We start from the raw sequence: 14,514 nt of genomic DNA, 5'->3' as shown, positions 1-14,514 counted from the left end.
AGGAGGCCGGGGCGCTGCCGCCCCGGCCTCCTCCCACACACGCGTCCGGTGGACCCGCGCGGGCTCCGCTACATGTGCTCGGGAGCCTCCACGCCCAGCAGGTCCAGACCCTGGACCAGGACCCGGAACGCCACCGCGACCAGCGCCAGGCGCGACTCGCGCTCGGCCTCGTTCGGAGCGGTCAGCACCGGGCAGTGCTCGTAGAAGGCCGTCAGGGACTGCGCCAGCTCGAACAGGTACGTGGACAGCCGGTGCGGCTGGAGCAGGTCGCCGACCTGCGCCACCACCGCGCCGAACTCCAGCAGCTTGAGCGCCAGGTCGCGCTCGGCGCCCTCGGAGACGCTGATGTCCCCCCTGGCCTGCGACAGCTCCAGGCCGCCCTTGCGGAAGATGGACCGGATCCGGGCCTGGGCGTACTGCAGGTACGGGCCGGTGTTGCCGGTCAGGGCCAGCATCCGGTCGAAGTCGAAGGTGTACTCGGTGTCGTGCGCGACCGACAGGTCGGCGTACTTGACCGCGCCGATGCCCACCTGGCGGGCGATCTCGGCCTGGCCCTCGGCGTCCAGATCGGGGCGGTTCTGCGCGACCACCGCGGCGGCGCGCTCGATCGCCTCGTCCAGCAGCGCCATGAGGCGCACCGGGGCGCCGCTGCGGGTGCGCAGGATCTTGCCGTCGCTGCCCAGCACGTTGCCGATCTGCACGTGGACGGTCTCCACGCCCTCCGGCAGCCATCCGGCCTCGCGGGCGGTGGCCCACACCATCTTGAAGTGCATGGCCTGCGGTGCGCCGACCACGTACAGGATGCGGTCGGCCTTGAGGTCGTCCACGCGGTGGCGGACGGTGGCCAGGTCGGTGGTGGCGTAGCCGTAGCCTCCGTCGCTCTTGCGCACGATCAGCGGGACGGGCTTGTCCTCGCGGCCGGTGAAGCCCTCCAGGAACACGCACAGGGCACCGTCGCTGATCTCGGCGATGCCCTTGGCCTCCAGCTCCTCGCACACGTCGGCGAGCGCGGCGTTGTAGCTGCTCTCCCCGGCCAGGTCCTCGTCGGTGAGGGTCACGCCGAGCTTGGCGTACACCTTGTTGAAGTAGACCTTGGAGAGGCCGACGAGCTTGCGCCACAGGCGCAGCGTCTCCTCGTCGCCGCTCTGGAGGGAGACCACGCGGCGGCGGGCGCGCGCGGCGAAGTCGTCGGGGCCGGGGCCCGACGAGTCGAACTTGGTCCGGGCCGCCTGGTAGAAGGCGTTGGGGTCGGTGGTGACCAGGTCCGCCTCGGGGGAGTCCTCGCCCACCTCCAGCAGGTGCTCGATGAGCATGCCGAAGGGGGTGCCCCAGTCGCCGATGTGGTTCTGGCGGATGACGTTGTGGCCCAGGAACTCCAGGGTGCGCGCGAGCGCGTCGCCGACCACGGTGGTGCGCAGGTGCCCGACGTGCATCTCCTTGGCCACGTTGGGCGCGGAGTAGTCCAGCGGGATGTTCTGGCGCTCCTGCTCGGGGACGCCCAGCCGCGGGTCGTCCAGGAGCCGGCGGGTCTGCCCGGCGATCCAGTCCTCGCGCAGCGTCAGGTTGATGAAGCCCGGCCCGCTGACCTCGACGTCGCGGCAGACGTCGGCCACGTCCAGGTGCTCCATGATCGCCGCGGACACCTCACGCGGCTTTCGGCCCAGTCGCTTGGCGAGCGCGAGCGCGGCGTTCGCCTGGTAGTCGGCGAACTGGGACGGGCGGATGACGGGGTCGGTGTCGGCGAACTCGGGGCCGAAGGCGGCGCCGAGGGCGGACTGGACCCGTCGCGAGAGTACTTCCTGCGGGTCGGCCATGCCCCAAGCGTACCGACCGGAGCCGCCCCTCCCGGCCCGTACGGGTCGGAGCGGGCGGTTGTCCACAGGCCCCCGGAAGGGCTGGGCGCGGTGCGTCGGCCGGAAATAACCTGGATACAAGGGGGTCCCCAGGCGCCGTCCGCTTCGCGCTGCCCGCCTACCGGCGCCCCGTCCCGGGCCGCCGTCAGCGCTCCTCGGGCTTCCCCTCGCCCTGTCAGCGCTCCTCGGTCTGCTCCGCGCCCCGCTGCCCCGGCGCCTCGGACTGGGCCAGGCGGTGCAGCCAGTTCGGCGGGCGGCTGTGCACCCGGCGGCGGATCTGCTCCCCGATGCGGCCGCCCGCCAGGTCGTTGGCCAGCTGGCAGGCGCGGGCCACGCCCTTGGCCCGGCTGTCGCCGTGCGCGATCACCACGGTCCCGTTCAGGCCCAGCAGCGCGGCGCCGCCGTAGGTCTCGCTGTCCAGCCGCTCGCGCAGGCTCCGCAGCGCCCTGCGCTGCAACAGCGCGCCCGCCTTGGCCGCGGTCGAGGAGGTCAGCGCCGCGTGCACGGCCTCCATCGCGAACGCGGCCGTGCCCTCCACCGACTTCAGCGCCACGTTGCCGGTGTGGCCGTCGGTCACCACCACGTCCACCTTGCGCGCGAGCAGGTCGTGGCCCTCGATGTTGCCCCGGAAGTCCATCGCCGGGGGCCCCTCCGCGGTGGCCGCCAGCAGCTCCGTCGCCCGGCGCACGAGCTTGTTGCCCTTGCCCGGCTCCGAGCCGATGGTGAGCACGCCCACCCTGGGCCTGCGCACCCCGAACGCGGTCTGGGCGTACGCGCAGCCCAGGTGCGCGAACTGCACCAGCATCTCGGGCTTGGCGTCGGCGTTGGCCCCGGCGTCCACCATGATCGTGGGCGTCTCGCCGGTGGGAAGGGTCACAGCCAGCGCCGGGCGCAGCACCCCGGGCTGGGTGCGCAGCCGCACGGTGGAGGTGGCCACGATCCCGCCGGTGGAACCGGCCGAGACCAGGGCGTCGGCGTCGCCCCGGCGGATCAGGCGGCAGGAGACGGCCGCGCTGGAGCGGGGCCGCCGCCAGCTGGCCAGGGCGCCCTCGTGCATGGCCAGGTTGTCCTCGGCGTGCACGATGGGGATGTCGCGCAGCGCGCCCTCCTCGGCGAGCAGCGCGGCGATCTCGCTGCGCCGCCCCACCAGCAGGACGCGCAGGCCGAGTTCGCGGACGGCCAGCACGGCCCCCCGCACGATCTCGGCGGGCGCGTTGTCGCCGCCCATCGCGTCCACGGCGATGATCGGCGGGGAGGAGCGCCGCGCGACGGAGGCCTCCGCGTCGGGTGTACCAGTCAACTGTTCCCTCACGGGTGTGGTGGGCGGACGCGGTGACACGGTATCGGGTCGCGCCGTGGCGGCGCCGTCGGGCACTTTCGTCTACTCATGCGAGGATACTTCCCGTATGTCCAGGTCAGGACTGGACTTCCCGCATGATGGATAAAAGTCCCCAAACGGGGTATATCCGCTCGCTGCCCCGGGGTGTGATCACCCTCCGGCGGCACGCGACAACCACATCGAACACCTTCCCGGTGGTCCGCCGGTGCGCACGCGCACCGGAACCGCCGGCTCAGGGCTGCCCGCACCAACCCGCCGGGCACCCTGCTCACCCGCAGAGAGGAGAGGCGTGAGCGTTACGCCAGACGTGGCAACTTCCCCGTCCGCCGGACGTCGGTTTCGTGCCTACACCACGAAACACCTCGACGAGCTCACCACGCGAGCCGGGCTCGCCGCCGACGAGCGGCTCGCGGTGCAGGCGGTGGCCACCGTGCTGCCGTTCCGGGTCAACAGCTACGTCGTCGACGAGCTGATCGACTGGGACGCGGCTCCCGACGATCCGATCTACCGCCTGGTCTTCCCGCAGGCGGACATGCTGCCCCAGGACGACGTGTCCCGGATCGCCGACCTGCTGCGCTCTGGCGCCCAGCGCAAGGAGCTGAACGAGGCCGCCAACCAGATCCGCGCACGCCTGAACCCGCACCCCGCGGGCCAGATGGACCTCAACGTGCCCAAGCTGGCCAACGAGGAGCCCATCCCCGGCGTCCAGCACAAGTACAAGGAGACCGTGCTCTTCTTCCCCAAGCAGGGGCAGACCTGTCACGCGTACTGCACGTACTGCTTCCGCTGGGCCCAGTTCGTCGGCGACGCCGACCTGAAGTTCGCCTCCAGCGAGATCGACCAGCTCGTCGACTACGTCCGCTCGCACCCCGAGGTCACCAGCGTCCTGTTCACCGGCGGCGACCCGATGATCATGGGCGAGGGGGTCATCTCCAAGTACATCGAGCCGCTGCTGGAGATCGAGCACCTGGAGGCCATCCGCATCGGCACGAAGGCGCTGGCCTACTGGCCGCAGCGCTTCGTCACCGACCCGGACGCCGACGACACCCTGCGCCTGTTCGAGAAGGTCGTGGCCTCGGGCAAGAACCTCGCGTTCATGGCCCACTTCTCCCACCCCAACGAGATGCGGCCCGAGCTGGTCCAGGAGGCGGTGCGCCGCATCCGCGCGACCGGCGCCGTCATCCGCACGCAGGCGCCGCTGATCCGCACGATCAACGACGACTCCGCCGTGTGGGAGAGCATGTGGCGCACCCACCTGCGGCACGGCATGGTCCCGTACTACATGTTCGTCGAGCGTGACACGGGTCCGCAGGACTACTTCGCGGTGCCGCTGGCGGAGGCCTACGAGATCTTCCGCGGCGCCTACAAGAGCGTCTCGGGACTGGCCCGCACGGTGCGCGGCCCGTCGATGTCGGCGACCCCGGGCAAGGTCTGCGTGGACGGCGTCACCGAGGTGGCGGGCCAGAAGGTCTTCGTCCTGCACTTCATCCAGGCGCGCGACCCCGAACTGGTCGGCAGGCCCTTCTTCGCCGAGTACGACGAGAAGGCCGCGTGGCTGTTCGACCTCAAGCCCGCCCTGGGCGCGACCCACCTGCCGTGGGAGCAGTCCCCGGTCGGCGCTCCCGGCGGCCTGGTCGACCCCACCCGCCTGTAGCCACGAACCGGCGCCGCGCGTCCCCGGCCCCGGGGCCGGGGGAGGGGCGGACGGCGGTCCCGTCCCAGGGGAATTGGAGCGTCCCTGGGGCGGGTTCCGTCCGCCGCGCGCAACCCCGGACACGAAGACGGAGCCCGGCACCGCGGTGGTGCCGGGCTCCGCTCGCGTCCGCGTCGTGGACGGAGTGCGGGCCGCCGGACGGGTTCGGGTGGTCGCGGCGGCCCTCGACGCGGACCCTTTCCGGGATGGTCTGAGGGGCGGGGGAGTCGGGTCAGCTCAGGAGGGCGTCGAAGTCTCCGGTCTTGGCGCCGCGCACGAAGGCCTCGATCTCGGCGGGGGTGTAGACGAGCGCCGGTCCCTGGGGGTCGCGCGAGTTGCGCACGGCGATGTCCCCGTCCGGCAGCGCCGCGACCTCGACGCAGTTCCCGTCCGGGTTGCTCCAGCTGCTCTTGGTCCAGACGACCTTCGGCAGACGGCTGGCGGGAACGCCGTTGTAGATCGGATGCATCTCAACCTCCTGGAACGTGGGGGACGCGTGAGCGGGGTGTGTCCACACGCGGCGGTCCAGTCCGCCGCGCCCGTTGTGTCGAACCCCCGGTCCCCACCGGGAAGACGACCCCCGGGCATGGGTGGCCCTGTCCCCCGTTGGGCTGTTTCATCCCCGGTGCGAGCCAAAGCGTAGCTTATGCACGTGCATTCGTACTTACGGCGGTAAGTACTTATGCAAGCGCGTCGGGCGGTTCGGAGACAGAACCGCACGTCACGCCTAACGCGTCGGGGGAAGCGGGGGGTTCGGCCCGCGCGGATCGTTGTCCGGTCGTGGCCGAAGGCGACCATCGGGGGACCGGTTTCGTGTGCGCAAAGCGAACGCCCGGGCGCGGAGGGCGACCAGGCGTGGGGCGGCGGTGGGAGCGACCGGTGGGGCGGGGAGGCTTCCGGGGCGGGGATCCGGTGGTGCGATCCGGGGGCGGGGGAGGGGCGTCCCGAGGCGGGCACCCCGGTCAGGGGCTCGGGAACCGGTGGGCGTGGGCGGGGGTCAGGAGTAGCGCTCCAGGAAGCCGCGGAGGATCTCCTCCGTGGCGGAGGGCGGCGGCGCCTGGGTGGCGAGGTGGTCCATCGTCTGCGCGTAGCGGTGGGTGTCGTCGTACTTGTCGAAGTACAGGGCGCTGCTCAGCTGCTCCAGGTAGACCACGTCGGGCAGCTGGGGGGTGGGGAAGCGCAGGATGCTGAAGGGGCCGCCCGCGGCGGGGTGGCCGCCCATGGCGAAGGTGGCGATCTGGAGGGTGATGTTGGGGCGGCGGGCCATCTCGATCAGGTGCTCGATCTGCCCGCGCATCACCCGGGTGTCGCCGTAGGGGCGGTGCAGCACGGCCTCGTCGATGACCGCCCACAGTCTGGGCGCGTCCGGTTCGACGAATCTGCGCTGGCGGCGCATGCGCATCTGCACACGACTGTCCACGTCATCGTCGGACGTGGCGGTCCGGGACAGGCGGATGACCGAGCGCGCGTAGTCCTCGCTCTGGAGCAGGCCCGGAACGAACTGCACCTCGAAGGTGCGGATGACCGACGCGGCCTCCTCCAGGCCGACGTAGACGCCGAACCAGTTCGGCAGCACGTCGCCGTACTTGTGCCACCAGCCCTGGGCGTTGGCGCTGGAGACCAGCCCGAGGAGGGCCTCGCGCTGGTCCGCCCGGTCCACGCCGTAGAGCTTGAGCAGGTCGTCCACGTCGCGGCGCTTGAAGCTGACCTGGCCCAGCTCCATGCGGCTGATCTTGGCGTGGGAGGCGCGGATGGCGTACCCGGCGTCGTGCCGCGAAATCCCCTTCTCCTGCCGCAGCCGCCTCAGCTGCGTTCCCAGGAGAATGCGCAGCACGGTGGGGCCACCGCTGGAATTGGCCAGGAAATCCTGGGTGACCTGTAGATTCTGTGCCTCTTCGGCGACCACATCGCCTCCTGTGCAACGACTGTAACGGCTTTGGTGCGGGCGACCGCTCAGTATACCCACGGGGTTCCGTTACGGACAGGGGAGGACATGGATTGGGCTGGGGCCTATGAGCCCCTTACGGGCCTGAAGTAAACACGGATGCCTGTCTGTGAATTCTGCGCAAGGGATCTACCAATAAGGGTGCTTCGTCCTATACGCTAGCCCGGACGTTGAGCTGCACGTGCATCTGTGTCTTACAGATGTAAGCCACGATGGCCCCGCGGACGGGTCAACCGACAGCGCACTCGTGAGGACCGTGATGAACGCAGAGCTGGTGTCCTCGGAGACCGACTCCGAGCCCTCCTGGAGCCGCCCCTCTCTCGCGGAGGCCTCCCAGGCACTCCTGGGCGGCTGGTGGGACGACCCACTGGGCCGTCTCTCGGTCGGGGAGCGCGCGCGGACGAGGGACGCGGCTGCGGGCGCGTTCGCGGCCTCGCCGGAGTCGGTGCGCCGGGCGCGCGAGTTCGCCTCCGGGGCCCTGGAGGGATGGGGGTTCCGTGAGGAGCTGGAGGACGTCCGGCTGATCGTCTCCGAACTCGTGGGCAACGCCTGCCGACACGCCCTCCCCGAGCGCGGTGTCCCGCACGGCCGCGTCGTGGTCCAGCTGCGCCGCCTCGACGGCGGCCGGGGCGGAGTGGTGTGCATGGTCGCCGATTCCAGCGTGAAAGCCCCGGTCAGAGTGGACGCCCACCATTTCGCGGAGTCGGGTCGGGGTCTCGGTCTCGTCTCCGCTTTCAGCCGGGAATGGGGCTGGGAACCGGTGCGTAACCGCGGAAAAATCGTGTGGGCGATATGCGGTGGTGAGGGCTGACGCGCGCCTGTGAGGCGACGCCGGAAAAGGACTCCGGGGCTGTGGACGGCACCGGACGGGCCGTCCGGGAAGAGTAGGCTGTCAACGCATGTCGGCATTTGGCCGACCGCGTCCTGAGCAGAGTTCCCTACACCCGATCCCGGAGCGAGGCGTGACCGTGCTGGACACGGAACAGGACCAGTTCGTCTGTGACGGGATCACCGTCGTCGAGCTGGGCGGCGAGATCGACATCGCCACCGCCGAGGAGGCGTTCACCCGGATCACGGCCGCCGCCGCCGACGGCTGCGTGGTGGTGGACCTGTCAGCGGTGGAGTTCATCGACGCCTCGGGCGTCAACGCCCTCGTGCGGGCCCTGCGCTTCGCCACGGGGGCCCGGCACCACCTTCTCCTGGCCTGCCCCCCGCGCCAGCTGACCCGCATCCTCGACGTCCTGGCGCTGGGCGCGGTCCTGCCGACCCACCCCGACGTCTCCGCCGCCCGCTCCGCCCACGACGGGTCGGGGCACGGCGCACCGCGCTGACGGGAGCGTTCCCACGAGGGGGAGCGGACCCGCCCCGTACGCAGCCCGCTCCGCACACGGGCCGACCCCGGACACGCCGGTCCCCGGGTACGAAGGAGGACGCGCCCGGCGCCGCGCGCCGGACACGCCCCCTTCCTGCGGTCCCGCTACTACTCGACCGTCACGCTCTTGGCCAGGTTGCGCGGCTGGTCCACGTCGTTGCCCTTGGCCAGGGCCAGCTCGCAGGCGAACACCTGCATGGGGATCGTGGACACCAGCGGCTGGAGCAGGGTCGGCACGGCCGGGATGGGGATGAGCACGTCCGCGTACGGGCGGACCACCTCGTCGCCCTCCTCGGCGATGACGATGGTGCGGGCACCGCGGGCGCGCACCTCCTGGATGTTGGACACGATCTTGTCGTGCAGCACGCTGCGGCCCTCGGGGGAGGGCACCACCACGACGACCGGCACACCGTCCTCGATCAGCGCGATCGACCCGTGCTTGAGCTCACCGGCGGCGAACGCCTCGGCGTGCATGTACGCCAGCTCCTTGAGCTTGAGCGCGCCCTCCATCGCCACGGGGTAGCCCACGTGGCGGCCCAGGAACAGCACCGTGTCCGCGTCGGCCAGCGACCGGGCCAGCTCGCGGACCGGCTCGGCCGTCTCCAGGACCCGCTCGATCTGCTCGGGCATGGTGGCCAGCTGGGCGATCACGGCGTTGATCTCGTCGCCGAACTTCAGCCCGCGCACCTGCGCCAGGTACAGGCCGATCAGGTAGCAGGCGGCCAGCTGGGTGAGGAAGGTCTTGGTGGCGGCGACGCCGACCTCGGGGCCCGCGTGCGTGTACAGCACGCCGTCGGACTCGCGCGGGATGGTGGACCCGTTGACGTTGCAGATGGCCAGCACCCGGGCGCGCTGCTCGCGGGCGTAGCGGACCGCCATCAGGGTGTCCATGCTCTCGCCGGACTGGGAGATGGCGATGACCAGGGTCTGCTGGTCCAGGATCGGGTCCCGGTAGCGGAACTCGCTGGCCACCTCGACCTCGCACGGGATGCGGCACCAGTGCTCGATGGCGTACTTGGCGATCAGGCCCGCGTGGTAGGAGGTGCCGCAGGCGATGATGACGATCTTCTCGACCGAGCGCAGGTCCTCGGGGGACAGGCGCATCTCGTCCAGGGTGAGCTGGCCGTCGACCGTCACGCGGCCCAGAAGGGTGTCGGCCACCGCGCGCGGCTGCTCGACGATCTCCTTGAGCATGAAGTAGTCGTAACCGCCCTTCTCGGCGGCGGAGGCGTCCCAGTCCACGTGGTACTCGCGCACGTCGACGGGGTTGCCGTCGTAGTCGGTCACCGTGATCGAGTCCGCGCGCAGCTCCACGACCTGGTCCTGGCCCAGCTCGACCGCCTCGCGGGTGTGGGCGATGAACGCCGCCACGTCGCTGGCCAGGAAGTTCTCGCCCTCGCCGCGGCCGACGACCAGCGGGGAGTTGCGGCGGGCCGCCACGACCAGGTCGGGGTCGTCCACGGAGACGGCCACGAGGGTGAACGCGCCCTCCAGGCGCTTGCACACCGCGCGCATGGCCGAGGGCAGCTCGCCGGTCCGGGCCAGCTCGGCGTTGAGCAGGTGCGCGGCGACCTCGGTGTCGGTCTCGGAGAGGAACTTGCAGCCCTGCTCCTCCAGCTCCAGGCGCAGCGCGGCGAAGTTCTCGATGATGCCGTTGTGGACGATGGCGACGCGGTTGTCGTTGTCCACGTGGGGGTGGGCGTTGACGTCGTTCGGCGCGCCGTGCGTGGCCCAGCGCGTGTGTCCGATCCCGGCGCCGTCGCCGCTGACGGGCCGCTCCTCCAGCGCCCGGCGCAGGTTCGCGAGCTTGCCCGCGCGCTTCTCGGTGCGCAGAGCGCCGTCGCCCAGCACAGCCACACCCGCGGAGTCATATCCGCGGTACTCCAACCTTGCGAGGCCGTCCACGACGACTTCAAGCGCCGGTTGCGGCCCGACGTAGCCAACGATTCCGCACATGGCCGCCAGCGTAAGCGAAGAAGCCGGTCGAATCGACCAACCAGGCATCCATACCACTGGTCGTTTTCCCAGGTAGCGGTATAGACCATTTGGTGCATGGGGAGTAGACCGCGCAGGTCGGGGGCATGGGGAGGCAACGAGTGGAACCGATTCCACCCCCAGGGAAGGAGAAGCAAAATTTTGGGGGTGCGTGTCGTGAACATGTGGTTTCCGGCACGTTTACGGTCCCATGGCGGGACTTGTGGGGACCGGCCGCCCGGCGCGGTCGACCCCCTGCTCTAGGGTGGTCATTCGTGTCTCACACGACGAAGAACGGCTTCTCCACGCCGTACGTGGAGATGGACCGGGAGGCCTGGGCCGCGCTCCGGGCCTCCACACCCCTGTCCCTGACCGAGGCGGACCTCGCCGAGCTCCGCGGCACCACCGACCCCACCTCCCTGGACGACGTGCGGGACGTCTACCTGCCGCTGTCGCGACTGCTCAACCTCTACGTGGGCGCGACCCAGCAGCGGCACGCCGCCGTGCGCGCCTTCCTCGGCGAGTCCGACCGCCCGTCGCCGTTCATCATCGGGGTCGCGGGCAGCGTCGCGGTCGGCAAGTCCACCACCGCGCGCCTCCTGCGCTCCCTGCTCGCCCAGTGGCCCAACCACCCGGACGTGGAACTGGTCAGCACCGACAACTTCCTGCACGCCAACGCGGTGCTGGAGTCGCGCGGCCTGATGCGCCGCAAGGGCTTCCCCGAGAGCTACGACCGCCGCGCCCTGGTGCGCTTCGTCTCGGAGATGAAGGCGGGGGCCGACCGGATCGACATCCCCGTCTACTCCCATCTGAACTACGACATCGTGCCGGACGAGCGCCAGACCGTGCACCGCCCCGACATCCTCATCGTCGAGGGCATCAACGTCCTCCAGGCCCCCTCCGCGGGGCGCCTGGCCGTGGCCGACTTCTTCGACTTCTCCATCTACGTGGACGCCAAGGTCGAGAACATCCGCGGCTGGTACCTCGACCGCTTCCGCGAGCTGCGCCGCACCGCGTTCTCCGACCCGCGCTCCTACTTCCACCACATGGCCACCGCCATCAGTGAGGAGGAGTCGTTGGAGTTCGCCGCCAACACCTGGCGCACCATCAACGAGGTCAACCTCGTGGAGAACATCCGCCCCACCCGGGGGCGGGCCACCCTGGTCCTGTACAAGGGCGACGACCACCGCGTGCGGCGGGTGCGGCTGCGCAAGACCTAACCGGCCCGGCGGCGCCGCGCCGGGCCGCCGCGCGCCCGCCGCGGCTACCCCTCCGTCAGGGCCAGGCCGATCAGTACGCCCGCCACGATGGCCAGGGTCAGGGCGACGGCGAACGCCATTCCGAGCAGGTAGGCGTGCTGCTCGGCCCACGTCACGAGACCGGGGCGGAACCGGTCGAGCTCCTTGGGGGTGACAGGCCCCTCCGGGCCGCTGCACGGCAGTCCGAGCGCGCTCACCAGCCGGTCCATGTCCTCGGTCGTGTAGTTGGCGCCGTACACCCGGACGAGCACGCCGCCGTGCTGGTCGAGGACGAACAGTGTGTCGCAGGGGCCCCCGCGCGGCTGGACGACGGTCGCGCGGATCGTCCACACGGCGCGCGACCGCGACCGGCGCCGCTGGAAGAACGCCCCCTTGAGGACGATCTCGTGCGCGGTCAGCACGATCCTGGCTCGGTGGAGGTGCAGGGCCACCGCCGCGACCAGCACGGTCCACGCGACGCCCGTGGCCAGGGCCGCTCCCGGGCCGACGCGGAACGCGATGCCGGCGGTCGTGACCACGCCGGTCACCACCCCGACACCCAGCCTGGCCCATCCCGCCCGGAGGCCGGGCCGTAGTACGAGGTCGCCCTGAACGTGGTGCATGTGAGTACCGTCCTCTCCCGGTTCCTCGGACGCTCCCGGGCCCGCGTTGGTTCTCGTCCCCTCCGGGCGGTCGCGCACCGGCGGCGGCACGGCCGGGGGCCGGGGTCCCGGCCGGTTTGGTGAGGGCCCCGGAGCGGGTTAGGCTGGTGGCTCTTTTCGGCGGCGCTCCCTCAACGGGTGTTGTGCGCTCTCACGGATCGGAACGAACCGGGCCCTCGCGGCGACCGGGGCGGGACCCGCGCACGCGCGCTGCCGCGTTCCTGTCCCGCCGATCCCTTCCGAGGTCGCCGCATGTCCACGACCGATTCCCCCGCCGTGCCCGTGAGCCCCGAACTCCGGGCCGAGCGAGACCGCCTCGCCGCCGCACGCGCCGCCCTGGACCGGATGCGCGCGGAGGTCGAGGGCAGCGAACTCGTCCTGGGCGACGTCGTCAACGACAAGGTCACCAACGCCGCCCTGCGCCGGGGCCGCGAGCGCCGCCTCGCGGCCCTGGCCGACGTCCCCGGGGCCCCGCTGTTCTTCGGCCGCCTCGACTTCGAGCCGGGCACCGTCTTCCTGGACGACGACGTGTCCGACGGCGCCGGGCCCGACCGGATCCACATCGGCCGCCGCCACGTCCACGACGCCGAGGGGCGCCCGATGGTCCTGGACTGGCGCGCCCCCATCTGCGTCGCCTACTACCGGGCCTCGCCCGGCGACCGGATGGACGTGCGCCTGCGCCGCCGCTACGGCTTCACCACGATCGACCACGGCCGCGACGCCGACCCCGAGGTGGTGCTCACCGCCTTCGAGGACGAGCCGCTCACCACCGCCCCGACCGGGAGCGGCCAGCGCGCCAGCGCCCTGCTGGACGCGGAGATCGAACGCCCCCGCACCGGGCCCATGCGCGACATCGTCGCCACCATCCAGCCCGAGCAGGACGGCCTGGTCCGGGCCCCGCTCGCCACCACCCTGTGCGTGCAGGGCGCGCCCGGCACCGGCAAGACCGCCGTGGGCCTGCACCGCATCGCGTTCCTGCTCTACACCGAGCGCGAACGCCTCTCCCGCTCCGGCGTGGCGATCGTCGGCCCCAACCGCTCCTTCCTCTCCTACATCCGCGACGTCCTGCCAGCCCTCGGCGAGGTGGACGTCCAGCAGACCACCGTCACCGAGATGCTCACCGCCGGGCTGCCCGAGCGGTCCCGCCCCGCCGCCGGGTGGGTGCGCCGCACCGAGGAGCCCCGCGCCGCCCGGATCAAGGGCCAGGCCCGCATGGCCGAGGTGGTCCGCCGCGACCTGTGGTCGCACCTGCGCACGCCCGAGGAGGCGGTCATGGTCCGCCGCGGGTCGCGCCGCTGGCGCCTGTACCCCGAGGACCTGCGCCCCCTCCTGGACGAGCTGGCCGAACGCGGCGTCGCCTACGGCTCCGGGCGCGAACTCCTCTCCCACCGCATCGCCCACGCCGTGCTCTCCCTCATGGAGGCCCAGGGCGAGGTCTGCGACGACCGCACCCACGCGCAGGTGCGCCGCGACCCCGCCGTGAAGTCGGCCGTCACCGCCATGTGGCCCAAGGCCGACCCGCTCAAGCTGGTGTTCGGCCTGCTCACCGACCCCGAACGCCTGGCCCGCGCCGCCGAGGGGCTGCTCAGTACGGAGGAGCAGGCCGCCGTCCTGCTGCCGGGAAAACCCCGCGGCCCCAAGGCGGCCCTGTGGTCGGAGGAGGACCTGGCCCTGGTGGACGAGGCCGCCGCGCTCATCGAGCGCCCCGCCGGGCTCGGCCACATCGTGGTGGACGAGGCCCAGGACCTGAGCCCCATGCAGTGCCGGGCGATCGGCCGCCGCTGCGTGTCCGGCTCGCTCACGGTGCTCGGCGACATCGCCCAGGGCACCAGCCCCTCGGCGGCCGTCAACTGGTCCACGCTCCTGGAACACCTGGGCAAGCCCACCGGCCACCTGAGCGTCCTGGACCGCGGCTACCGCGTCCCCGCCCAGATCATCGACTTCGCCGCCCGCCTGCTGCCCGCGATCGCGCCCGGGCTGGGCGCGCCCGTGGCCGTGCGCCGCGCGCCAGGGGCGCTGCGGATCACCCCCGCCGAGGGCGGCCTGGCGGCGTCGGTCGCCGACGCCTGCCGCACCGCGCTCAGGGGGGAGGGCTCGGTCGGCCTCATCGCCGCCGACGCCGACCTGCCCGCCCTGCGCGAGGCCGTCGAAGCCGGGGGGCTGAGCGCGCCGCTGCTGGGGAAGGCGGGCGCCGGGCCGGACGCGGGCCGCCTGGTCGCGGTCCCCGCGAGCCTGGCCAAGGGCCTGGAGTTCGACGCCGTGGTGGTCGCCGAGCCCGCCGCCATCGCCGAGGCCGAGGAGCGCGGCGTCAACCGGCTCTACGTGGTGCTCACCCGCGCGGTGAGCACCCTGCACGTGGTGCACGCGCGCCCCCTGCCGGAGGCCCTGCGCGACACCGGGGCGTGACGACGGGCGGGAGCGCGCCGGGAGCCGCTCCC

General features: G+C 71.9%; 11 protein-coding genes. 5 read left to right on the top strand and 6 right to left on the bottom strand.

Annotated elements, in window-relative coordinates; all coding sequences use genetic code 11:
* Nucleotides 1–68: 68 nt before the first annotated feature.
* Together argS and plsX are read right to left on the bottom strand one after the other, a co-directional pair.
* A complete protein-coding gene (argS, locus tag UIS43_RS14465; protein ID WP_013155158.1) occupies nucleotides 69–1,814 on the bottom strand; it encodes an arginine--tRNA ligase in 1,746 nt (581 codons plus the stop codon).
* Between the two features lie 214 nt (nucleotides 1,815–2,028).
* Nucleotides 2,029–3,153: a phosphate acyltransferase PlsX gene (plsX, locus tag UIS43_RS14460; protein WP_013155157.1), complete on the bottom strand. Its 1,125-nt coding sequence runs from the start codon at nucleotides 3,151–3,153 to the stop codon at nucleotides 2,029–2,031.
* A 346-nt stretch (nucleotides 3,154–3,499) separates the two neighbouring features.
* On the opposite strand from plsX, the gene UIS43_RS14455 reads away from it, so the two are divergent.
* Entirely contained in the window at nucleotides 3,500–4,846 is a 1,347-nt protein-coding gene (locus UIS43_RS14455; protein ID WP_071622800.1) for a KamA family radical SAM protein, read from the top strand.
* Between the two features lie 271 nt (nucleotides 4,847–5,117).
* Here the strand turns inward: UIS43_RS14455 and UIS43_RS14450 are convergent, their stop codons facing one another.
* Both UIS43_RS14450 and UIS43_RS14445 read right to left on the bottom strand, forming a co-directional pair.
* Nucleotides 5,118–5,354, bottom strand: a complete 237-nt coding sequence (locus tag UIS43_RS14450; protein ID WP_013155155.1) for a DUF397 domain-containing protein — start codon at nucleotides 5,352–5,354, stop codon at nucleotides 5,118–5,120.
* Between the two features lie 528 nt (nucleotides 5,355–5,882).
* Entirely contained in the window at nucleotides 5,883–6,719 is an 837-nt protein-coding gene (locus tag UIS43_RS14445; protein ID WP_071622799.1) for a helix-turn-helix transcriptional regulator, read from the bottom strand.
* Nucleotides 6,720–7,089: 370 nt separating this feature from the next.
* Between UIS43_RS14445 and UIS43_RS14440 the strand changes: the two genes are divergently transcribed.
* Both UIS43_RS14440 and UIS43_RS14435 read left to right on the top strand, forming a co-directional pair.
* Nucleotides 7,090–7,641, top strand: a complete 552-nt coding sequence (locus tag UIS43_RS14440) for an ATP-binding protein (RefSeq protein WP_013155153.1) — start codon at nucleotides 7,090–7,092, stop codon at nucleotides 7,639–7,641.
* 151 nt (nucleotides 7,642–7,792) lie between these two features.
* Complete coding sequence (locus UIS43_RS14435; RefSeq protein WP_013155152.1) at nucleotides 7,793–8,161, top strand: STAS domain-containing protein; 369 nt, start codon at nucleotides 7,793–7,795, stop codon at nucleotides 8,159–8,161.
* A gap of 149 nt (nucleotides 8,162–8,310) precedes the next feature.
* Here UIS43_RS14435 and glmS read toward each other — a convergent pair whose 3' ends face one another.
* A complete protein-coding gene (gene glmS / locus UIS43_RS14430) occupies nucleotides 8,311–10,158 on the bottom strand; it encodes a glutamine--fructose-6-phosphate transaminase (isomerizing) (protein WP_013155151.1) in 1,848 nt (615 codons plus the stop codon).
* A 332-nt stretch (nucleotides 10,159–10,490) separates the two neighbouring features.
* On the opposite strand from glmS, the gene coaA reads away from it, so the two are divergent.
* The gene (coaA, locus tag UIS43_RS14425; protein WP_041552888.1) at nucleotides 10,491–11,396 is read left to right on the top strand and encodes a type I pantothenate kinase; all 906 of its coding nucleotides are present in this window, start codon (nucleotides 10,491–10,493) and stop codon (nucleotides 11,394–11,396) included.
* Between the two features lie 44 nt (nucleotides 11,397–11,440).
* Here the strand turns inward: coaA and UIS43_RS14420 are convergent, their stop codons facing one another.
* On the bottom strand, nucleotides 11,441–12,037 hold the full coding sequence (locus UIS43_RS14420) for a hypothetical protein (protein WP_013155149.1): 597 nt from the start codon (nucleotides 12,035–12,037) through the stop codon (nucleotides 11,441–11,443).
* A gap of 291 nt (nucleotides 12,038–12,328) precedes the next feature.
* Between UIS43_RS14420 and UIS43_RS14415 the strand changes: the two genes are divergently transcribed.
* Entirely contained in the window at nucleotides 12,329–14,482 is a 2,154-nt protein-coding gene (locus UIS43_RS14415) for an ATP-binding domain-containing protein (protein WP_370010318.1), read from the top strand.
* Nucleotides 14,483–14,514 lie beyond the last annotated feature (32 nt).

The organism is Nocardiopsis sp. LDBS0036, from assembly GCF_041228755.1.
Taxonomy (GTDB): domain Bacteria; phylum Actinomycetota; class Actinomycetes; order Streptosporangiales; family Streptosporangiaceae; genus Nocardiopsis; species Nocardiopsis dassonvillei.
Note: the sequence above shows the minus strand (reverse complement) of the source record. Positions and strands in the feature narration are given on the sequence as shown.